The sequence below is a fragment of the Acinetobacter sp. UC24323 genome, from assembly GCF_024151445.1.
In the GTDB taxonomy this organism is placed as follows: domain Bacteria; phylum Pseudomonadota; class Gammaproteobacteria; order Pseudomonadales; family Moraxellaceae; genus Acinetobacter; species Acinetobacter baumannii.
In genome coordinates, this window is sequence record NZ_JAHIBY010000008.1 from 236,645 (window position 1) to 245,464 (window position 8,820).

The following is an 8,820-nucleotide window of genomic DNA, read 5'->3' on the forward strand; positions in this document are numbered from 1 at the left end:
AATAATTAAACTATGCCTAAAGGTGGATAGTCAGGATTTAACGCATTTATGAGACCAGGTAAAAAGAGCTCATCAAACAAGAGTCGTGTGATGAAAAATAAATATGCACATCGTAGCTGGTTAGGAGCTGTGTGTTTACTTGGTTGTTCATTATCTTATGCTGCAGAAGAACAATTTAACGATGCACTAAATGCTGCCAATAGTGGTAATACTGCATTGTTAGATCAATATCAGCTTGCAATGCAAAATGATGTGTTGGGCTACTATCCTGAATATTGGAAATTAAACACGAATTTAGGCTTTCAATCTCCGACATCAATTGTAAGCTTCGCACAGCGCTATCCACAGTCTGCTATGGCAGAAAAGCTGGCCGCGGATTATGTCGAAGAAAAAGTTAAACAAGCTGACTTTGCGTCTGCACAACCAATCTTGCCTTATGTTTCGAATCCTGACCAAGCCGAAAATTGTGCTTTAGCGCAGGTGAGAGCTAAAAGTGGTGATGCATTAGTTTTTGCTGAATATAAAGATGTATGGTTAGCCACTGAATCGCAACCAGAATCATGTATTGGACTCGGCCGTATGATGCTGTCTAGTCCATTAATGAGTACGCAAGACAAGCAGCAGCGCCTGTGGGTACAGTTACGTGCAGGTTTATCTGGACAGGCGCTTGCTACAGCACAGACTTTGGGTTTGAATTTGTCTTTGGCTCAGCTCAATCAGATTCAGGCGAATCCACTGAATTACTTGTGGTCAGCACCAAAAACCAATGATGTAGATTACGCCTATTTGATTTTTGCACTAGGCCGTTTAGCAAATAATGATTTAGGAAATGCTTTTGCAAATGTACAGCGAGTAGCGCAAGGCACTCCAGAGAGCGTGCAAAAGTATCTCTATCGAACCGTAGCCTATATTGGTGGAACTACGGTAATGAAAAACAACTTTAACCGTGAAGTCCTTCAATATTTTGACGCAAGTTATGGCTATCCGTTAAGTCCTGAAGAAGCTGAAATTTATGCACGACAAGCTATTCGTTTTAGTGCATGGGAAAGCTTAATTCGTGCAATTGATAGTATGTCAGTTTCACAAAAACAAGAAGATCGCTGGCAATATTGGTTAGCGCGTGCGACAGAGCAACGTGGCGATAGTAATTCTAAAAACACGGCACAACGTATTTATAAAAAATTAGCTGAAAGTGGGGATGATTATCACAACCTTCTTGCAAAAGACCGTTTAGGCGTACGATATAATCATCAGCCGTATAATGATGAGCCAACTGCAAGTGATTTACGCCGTTTAGATCAAAATATTCACTTTAATCGTGCATTTACTTTAAGACGAATTAATGCCAATCCAACCTATACCAACCGAGAGTGGAACTGGGCTGTTCGTCAAGCATATCTTCAGCATGATGATGGATTACTATTAGCGGCGGCAAAACGTGCTCATGATATGGGATGGTATGACCGCGCGATTTATGCGGCAGATCGTACAACGAATAAACATAATGATACGTATCGTTATGTGACCCCGCATAAGACCAATGTCGTAAGCCATAGTTACAATGCTGGAATTGATCCTGCTTGGGCTTATGGTTTAATGCGTCAAGAAAGCCGGTTTGTTACCTCGGCACGCTCTCATGTAGGTGCTGGTGGACTTATGCAAATTATGCCGGATACGGCAAAGTTGATTGCTCGCCAGATGGGAGAAACATATAATCCGGCAGCGTTAAGTGAAATGAACACCAATATTCGTTATGGGACATTTTATTTATCGATGATTCAAGGGCAATTAAGTAATAACCCTGTTTTAGCAACGGCGGGTTATAATGCTGGGCCGAATCGGGCAAGACGTTGGCAACCTGATTATCAACCGATTGAGGCTGATCAATATACAGAAACCATTCCATTGCTTGAGACCAGAGATTATGTCAAGCATGTCATGACGAATGCGACGCATTATGGAGTGATATTAGGTCAAGGTGCTCAATCATTAATACAACGTATGAAAGTCATTCCAACGCGATCATCACCTTAGTTTTAGATGATGAATGATGGAACATTCTTTTAATTGGCATAACCAAGTTTTAATTAAATGAAATATAGAGACCTAGGACTTCAATCAATATCGCAACTTGCATGGTGGATCATCTGTGCAAGCGTTGGTTTGTTGAGTTCTGTTTTACATGCGGAACCTGTTAACGTGCAAGGTTATGTTATGCATGTACAGATGACGCCTGCTGTTTGTGCGCTAGATCCTTCTAAACAAAAGCAGCGTAAATGTCTTGAAGGATATTCGCTTACGATTACTGGTTTAATGCCTGAAACCACCAGAACTGACTGTTCAACACAAAGCTCAGCTACACTGTCACCACTGCAAGCTAAGGTGGTCGCTCGGGTGATGCCAGATAATAATGCTCGTGTGCAACTCTGGAGAAGTGTGGGTGGCTGTGTGCCTATGAATGCAAGTCAATATTTCCGTACGATTATTAACTTTGCTGAACGTTTAAAAATACCTGCTAATCTAACCAGCTCTACTAATGTGGAAATGCAACAATCTACATTACGTCAACAATTTACCAAGCTTAATCCGAGCTTACCTCAAAATGGTATTCGCTTCACTTGTCAGCTATCACGCTCTGATGTCGTACTAACAGAAGTTAAAGTTTGTTACACGGTAAATGGTCAATATAAGCAATGCTCAAATCACGTTGTCTCTAATTGCCCAAGCGAAATTACCATTAAAGGCAGTTATTAAGAGCAATAACCATTTCATAAAAAAATGCTGACCATACATTGAATCTATTTGTAAAGGTTAATTTGTATTTTCTATCAGACTTTTGGTGAAAATGAGTCGCTTTTACATGCATCTGCCACTTCTTTAGAGTACAATCTTTGCCGTTTATGATGATTTGGTTAAGTAGAATCGCTACTTAACCCGATTAAGGACACTCATTGGAGACAATTACATGAAGCAACCCGTTCGTGTTGCCGTGACTGGCGCTGCAGGTCAAATTGGTTACAGCTTATTATTCCGTATCGCAAGCGGTGAAATGCTAGGTAAAGATCAACCTGTTATTTTACAATTGCTTGAAGTTCCAGTTGAAAAAGCACAACAAGCGCTTAAAGGCGTAATGATGGAACTTGATGACTGTGCTTTCCCTTTATTGGCTGGCATGATCGGGACTGATGATCCTAAAGTTGCATTTAAAGATGCTGACTATGCGTTATTGGTAGGTTCTCGTCCACGTGGTCCTGGTATGGAACGTGCTGACTTGTTAAAAGTTAACGGCGAAATCTTCATTGGCCAAGGTCAAGCATTAAACGAAGTTGCTAGCCGTGACGTTAAAGTATTAGTTGTAGGTAACCCTGCAAACACGAATGCTTACATCGCGATGAAATCTGCTCCAGATCTTCCAGCGAAAAACTTCACAGCAATGTTGCGTCTTGACCACAACCGTGCGTTGACTCAAGTTGCTCAAAAAGCTGGTGTTGCTGTAGCTGACATCGAAAAATTAACAGTTTGGGGTAACCACTCTCCAACTATGTATGCTGACTACCGTTTTGCAACTGCAAATGGTGAAAGCTTAAAAGACAAGATCAACGATCCAGCTTGGAACAAAGACGTATTCCTTCCAACTGTTGGTAAACGTGGTGCTGCGATTATCGAAGCGCGTGGTTTGTCTTCTGCTGCTTCTGCTGCTAACGCTGCAATCGACCATATGCGTGATTGGGCACTTGGTACAAACGGCAAATGGGTAACTATGGGCGTTCCTTCTGACGGTTCTTATGGTATTCCTGAAGGCGTTATGTTCGGTTTCCCTGTAACAACTGAAAACGGTGAATACAAAATCGTTCAAGGTTTAGAAATCGATGAATTCAGCCGTGAGCGTATCAACTTCACTCTAAACGAGCTTGAAGAAGAACGTGCAGCAATTGCTGACATGGTAAAATAATTCATCAGTTTGATGAGTTGGAAAGCACTCTCTTGTAGGGTGCTTTTTTATATGTGAAATTTAATAAGAACACACAAAAAACAACAAGAAAATATAGGCATAGATATGCAACTCACATCTATTGTTGTTAGATTATTGAAAAGAAGCCATGGGAGAATAACAATGTTTGAACAACAACCGACATTACAACTTTTATTTGAGCAATTGGGTTTAGATTCTGATGATGCAAGTATTGAAAATTTTATCAGAACGCATCAATTGCCGGCTGAACAGAAGTTACATGAGGCCTCTTTCTGGTCCCAAGGCCAAAGTGATTTTTTAAAAAGTCATTGGGAAAAAGATGATGAGTGGATTGTAGTTATTGATGAGCTGAATGAGCAATTACATGAAGATAGTGTGAAAAAATAACAAATGAAAAAGGCCTGTTATAGTTAACAGGCCTTTTTCATTCATAAGTTAGTGAGTTCTTAACTTAATTAAATTTTTATACCATGGTTCATGACGTACCGGATTGAATATAGGATGTTCATGAAGCAACTCAAGATCACATTGAGCGGTTGATAAATATTTTGTGAGCCAATGACGAGTTAGTGCAGACTCTTGCTGTGCTGCTGACGCATAAGCCAAGAAGAAATATATATCGCCATGTTGATGATGAGCTAGAGGTTTCAAAATTTGCTGAGCAATCAGCGCAAAGCGTTTTTCCTTATTTAACTCAAAATAAAGCATATAAGCTTTAGCTAAATGCAGCGATAGGTTTAAATACAAACTCATTGGCATTTCTTCATATTCCATACGAGCTTGTTCCAGCAAAACAATGGCTTCTTGCAAGAAGTGAATTTGTTCTTGGCGAACACGGCTTAACGTAACGAGCTGCATACGTAATTCTGCACGCTCCAAAGCAAGCTCGGGCGTATTCTCAGTTAAATAGAGTTGGTCTGTTTCACCAATTCTGGACACAATCGCTTTTGTTTCAATAGACATACGCCTTCGCCTTTTTAATCAATATCTTTTATATCGGGTCCGTTTAAGAAATTTAAAGAGCTTTCTTTTAAACCCAAATTGAGTTTCCGCTACGAAGCCAAGCAGTAATAGAGAGGCGCTGCTGTTTAGAAACTAAAACCTCATGAAGCAAATTGCTCTGGAATATAACTAAGCGATTAGGCTCTGGTGTAATAATGTGCCAAATATCATTTTTATCTTGTAAGCGTAATTGGCCACCCCAGTCATCTTGCCATTCAGGGTGTAAATAATAAACGGTAGACATAATACGATCATTTTTTTGCTGAGGGTTATCTCGATGTAATGCGTAGAATTCACCCGGGTTATAACAGGCAAAATGTGCTTCTACTTCTTTAATCCCTAAAAAGAAAGCTTGATTTAGATGCTGGCAAAATGAAGATAATGTTTCTACATGCTGCTCAGCAACAGGAAGAGATTCGTTAATCCATAAAATATGATCGCTTCGGATCGTACTCACCACACCATTTTGAATACCCGCTTCTCGAAACTCATCAAAGTGGTGGCTACACTCTTTGGCAACTTGAGTATGATATTCAGCAGAATAAGCGTGGTTCACAATTGCGAAACCATGGGCGTTTAAGTCATCTAAAATCTGGTCCAGATTCCAGCAGTCAGGAAGCGGTTGAGAGTGCATATAACCTCATATCGATCGTAAGAAAATCAAGCAGCCTTATTTTAGATGATCACAACCTTACGAAAGAATATTTTTTTCATGTTAAACTAATCGTTGAATTGAGGAATTAAAGTCAACATGAATTACCGTCACCATTTCCATGCGGGCAACTTTGCAGATGTTATGAAGCATGTGCTTTTGCTACAGCTTCTCAACCGTTTAAATGCTAAAGATAAACCTTATCGTTATATCGATACGCATGGAGGTGCAGGAAAATATGATCTATCTCAGGCACCTGCACAAAAGTCAGGAGAATTCCTAACAGGTATTCATCGTCTTGTACAGCTTTCTGACATGGAAAAGCGCCAAGCTCCTGAAGCCATCCAGCAATACCTAAAACTTGTAGAAGAATTACGTGCTCAAGAAGGTAAGGGAAGTTATCCGGGCTCTCCGTGGTTTGCTTTACAAGGTATGCGTGAAATTGATAAGGCTACAATATTTGAAATGCAGCGTGATGTATTTCAGCAATTACGCCATAACATTCATGATAAACGTGCAGGTTTGCATGAGCGTGATGCATATGAAGGCTTGCTTGCCGTAATTCCACCAAAGGAAAAGCGCGGTTTAGTGATGATTGATCCGCCTTACGAATTAGAGCGTAAGGATTTCCCGCAATTGGTTGAACTTTTACAAAGCGCTTATAAAAAATGGCCAACAGGTGTCTTCGCGGTTTGGTATCCAATTAAAGATCGCGCAATGATTGAACGTTTTGAAAAGAAAATGTTTAAAACTGGAATTCGCCGTCAATTAATCTGTGAAATTTGTGTTTGGCCAGATGACACACCTGTAGGTTTGAATGGTTGTGGATTATTAGTAATTAACCCACCTTGGCAGTTCTCCGAACAAGCAGATCAAGCCCTACAATGGTTATTCCCTCACTTACGTATGCAAGAAACAGGTGGTCATGCCGCTGTACGCTGGTTAGTGGGTGAGTAATAATTAATCTAAATCAATGCACATGTTTGGAATAGAAAATAATGACAAATGCGCCTAAACCAGAGCAAGATTTAACTCATAATGAACATTCTTTTGATGGGATTACGTTCGAAGTGGTTGAAGAAGAAGATAATCCGGAAGGACAAAAAGTGAAGCGCAGAGGTATTTACCTTTGGCCTAACTTAATCACGACAGCCGCTTTGTTGTCTGGTTTCTATTCCATTATTGCAAGTATGAATGGCGAATTTGCTCAAGCGATTTATGCGATTTTTCTTGCAGCATTATTTGATGGGTTAGATGGACGCGTTGCCAGAGCTATTGGTGCCCAAAGTGCTTTTGGTGAGCAATATGACTCTTTATCAGATTTGTTGGCATTTGGTGTAGCGCCAGCAATGCTAATGTATAGCTGGAGTCTACATGACTTAGGCCGTATCGGTTTGGCATGCTGTTTTGTTTATACCGCTTGTGCCGCGTTCCGTTTAGCCCGATTTAATGTCCAGATCGGAGTGGTTGATAAGCGCTATTTTATTGGTATTGCTAGCCCACTCGCCGCGATTATCATTATTTCACTCGTATGGGTAGCTCGTGATTATCCATTCATTTTTGATTTACGCGATATTGCTATTCAAACCATTAACGCGGTCATCATGGTGGTTGTAGGACTACTTATGATTTCTAATATTAAATATTATTCATTTAAGCAAATGGATCGTAAGCGTGTTCCTTTTGTAGTTATGTTGCCAGTAGTACTGATTTTTGCAGCAATCACTTATAATATTCCAATGGGTATTTTGATTGTATCAATCATCTATGCTCTATCAGGTTTTGTTACCACACTTTTAGCTAAAAAAAATAACGAGACCATCAAAACATAAAATTAGATGAGGTTCGGTATGCCTAAGTTGATAAGTGAAAAAAATCAATTACAGCAACTGAGCCTCAACTCAAATGGGGGAGTTGTCTATCAGCCCGCCAGAGGTTTTTTTAAAGTTGTCTATCAAGGTTTAATTCTTCCTAACCTGCCTGCACCACTTCGTTACTTTAATTACATTAGTCTGATCGGACAGCCTAGAATCCCTCTTTGCTATAACGCAAATGGTATTGTGACTTCTGCAGTTGATACAGCAACTGTACTGGTTAGCAATAGCTTACATAGTGTAGGGCACTTAAAAACTTATTCCATTCGACGCCAATGTCAGCTTAATCCTAGTCGGTATCAATTCGATAAAACTGATCTTATTGAGTGGCAAATCCCAAGAGTTCAGCTTAGACGAATCGATTCTGAAATGAGTTGTGATTTAATCGTCCAAACTCCTTCCGATATTTTGAATTCATCAGCATTGCAGTGGGGAATATCTGACTACTGGTCTATTTTGTGCCACTGTGAAGGTGAGATTTTATATAAAGGACAGAAATATGAGGTCAATGGATTAGGCCGATTTAAACATGCTCGGGCCTTACATTTACCTTTTTTATCTTTATGTTTTTATACCTGCCAAATTATTAATTTGAATGAAACAACTCAAGTTACACTTTCTCAAATAAGAAATCAGTGGAATATCATTCTATTTTCACGTTTAGATATTCAAGAACTAGGAAAGCAGCCCGTCACGTTTACCGAAGATGTTAATTTCCACATCCACCGGGTTTATCCAAAAGTTGAAACACCGCATGGGCGAGAAATGTATTTACCACGAGAGTTTTCTTGGCAATGTAAAAAAAATGGAAAAGTTATTTTTGAACTCTATGGTGAAAGTCGTGGTGATTACAAATTTGGGTTAGCTGCTGGATACATAGGAAGTTTTCGTTATCAATTAAGTTGGAATGATCAATGTCTTCAAGGAGAAGGTGGATATTGTGAATACATTGATTGTCGACCTTTAAGATGGCAAGAAAAGAATCAAAACGAAAAAATGCTCGATAAATTGCTGCTTTTACAACCGTGTTTATATAAAAAATGAATATTTTTATCATTTTTGGGTAAAAAACGACCGCTTGATATGAATTGCTAGAAAAAGGGGTTGCAAAGGGAATGAGATGGTCTATAATGCACATCCATCGGCGGTGATGCAGATAGAAACTTGTTGAAAAACAGTTACTTGTGATTAGATTGGTTGCTTTAAGTGATGAATTTGATGATGAGATGGTTTAGAGAATAAGTTTTAAAAATATCGAAATTACCTGTTGACTTTTAAGAGATTAAGAGTAATATAGCCGACCTAGCTTGCTGGTGACG

8 protein-coding genes and 1 pseudogene are annotated in these 8,820 nt (G+C 39.5%); 7 read left to right on the forward strand and 2 right to left on the reverse strand.

Features of this window, described 5'->3' with window-relative positions; translation table 11 throughout:
- Positions 1–90: 90 nt before the first annotated feature.
- The 4 genes from KNQ97_RS13005 to KNQ97_RS13020 all read left to right on the forward strand — a co-directional run bounded on the left by KNQ97_RS13005 (position 91) and on the right by KNQ97_RS13020 (position 4,360).
- Complete coding sequence (locus tag KNQ97_RS13005) at positions 91–2,034, forward strand: lytic transglycosylase domain-containing protein (protein ID WP_000792526.1); 1,944 nt, start codon at positions 91–93, stop codon at positions 2,032–2,034.
- A 57-nt stretch (positions 2,035–2,091) separates the two neighbouring features.
- Positions 2,092–2,754 (forward strand): hypothetical protein, encoded by a 663-nt coding sequence (locus KNQ97_RS13010; RefSeq protein ID WP_000877281.1) that lies wholly within the window; start codon positions 2,092–2,094, stop codon positions 2,752–2,754.
- A gap of 211 nt (positions 2,755–2,965) precedes the next feature.
- Positions 2,966–3,952, forward strand: a complete 987-nt coding sequence (locus KNQ97_RS13015) for a malate dehydrogenase (RefSeq protein WP_000813006.1) — start codon at positions 2,966–2,968, stop codon at positions 3,950–3,952.
- 162 nt (positions 3,953–4,114) lie between these two features.
- Positions 4,115–4,360 carry a DUF2789 family protein gene (locus tag KNQ97_RS13020; RefSeq protein WP_000462894.1) on the forward strand — a complete coding sequence of 82 codons (246 nt, stop codon included), beginning with the start codon at positions 4,115–4,117 and terminating at the stop codon, positions 4,358–4,360.
- A 48-nt stretch (positions 4,361–4,408) separates the two neighbouring features.
- Here the strand turns inward: KNQ97_RS13020 and KNQ97_RS13025 are convergent, their stop codons facing one another.
- Together KNQ97_RS13025 and KNQ97_RS13030 are read right to left on the reverse strand one after the other, a co-directional pair.
- Entirely contained in the window at positions 4,409–4,936 is a 528-nt protein-coding gene (locus tag KNQ97_RS13025) for a hypothetical protein (protein WP_000021434.1), read from the reverse strand.
- A 67-nt stretch (positions 4,937–5,003) separates the two neighbouring features.
- Positions 5,004–5,609, reverse strand: coding sequence for a 2OG-Fe(II) oxygenase (locus KNQ97_RS13030; protein WP_253612321.1), 606 nt, complete (start codon positions 5,607–5,609; stop codon positions 5,004–5,006).
- A 117-nt stretch (positions 5,610–5,726) separates the two neighbouring features.
- Here KNQ97_RS13030 and KNQ97_RS13035 point away from each other — a divergent pair, with 117 nt between their 5' ends.
- From KNQ97_RS13035 to KNQ97_RS13045, 3 genes and pseudogenes are all read left to right on the forward strand, one after another.
- Positions 5,727–6,584 (forward strand): 23S rRNA (adenine(2030)-N(6))-methyltransferase RlmJ, encoded by an 858-nt coding sequence (locus KNQ97_RS13035; RefSeq protein ID WP_001109438.1) that lies wholly within the window; start codon positions 5,727–5,729, stop codon positions 6,582–6,584.
- Positions 6,585–6,625: 41 nt separating this feature from the next.
- Positions 6,626–7,459, forward strand: a complete 834-nt coding sequence (gene pssA, locus KNQ97_RS13040; protein WP_000180205.1) for a CDP-diacylglycerol--serine O-phosphatidyltransferase — start codon at positions 6,626–6,628, stop codon at positions 7,457–7,459.
- Between the two features lie 18 nt (positions 7,460–7,477).
- Positions 7,478–8,588: pseudogene (locus KNQ97_RS13045) on the forward strand (DUF6670 family protein).
- Positions 8,589–8,820 lie beyond the last annotated feature (232 nt).

Coding starts and splice junctions, on each gene's coding strand:
- KNQ97_RS13005 (WP_000792526.1), top strand. CDS start 91: ATGAAAAATAAATATGCACATCGTAGCTGGTTAGGAGCTGTGTGTTTA.
- KNQ97_RS13010 (WP_000877281.1), top strand. CDS start 2,092: ATGAAATATAGAGACCTAGGACTTCAATCAATATCGCAACTTGCATGG.
- KNQ97_RS13015 (WP_000813006.1), top strand. CDS start 2,966: ATGAAGCAACCCGTTCGTGTTGCCGTGACTGGCGCTGCAGGTCAAATT.
- KNQ97_RS13020 (WP_000462894.1), top strand. CDS start 4,115: ATGTTTGAACAACAACCGACATTACAACTTTTATTTGAGCAATTGGGT.
- KNQ97_RS13025 (WP_000021434.1), bottom strand. CDS start 4,936: ATGTCTATTGAAACAAAAGCGATTGTGTCCAGAATTGGTGAAACAGAC.
- KNQ97_RS13030 (WP_253612321.1), bottom strand. CDS start 5,609: ATGCACTCTCAACCGCTTCCTGACTGCTGGAATCTGGACCAGATTTTA.
- KNQ97_RS13035 (WP_001109438.1), top strand. CDS start 5,727: ATGAATTACCGTCACCATTTCCATGCGGGCAACTTTGCAGATGTTATG.
- pssA (WP_000180205.1), top strand. CDS start 6,626: ATGACAAATGCGCCTAAACCAGAGCAAGATTTAACTCATAATGAACAT.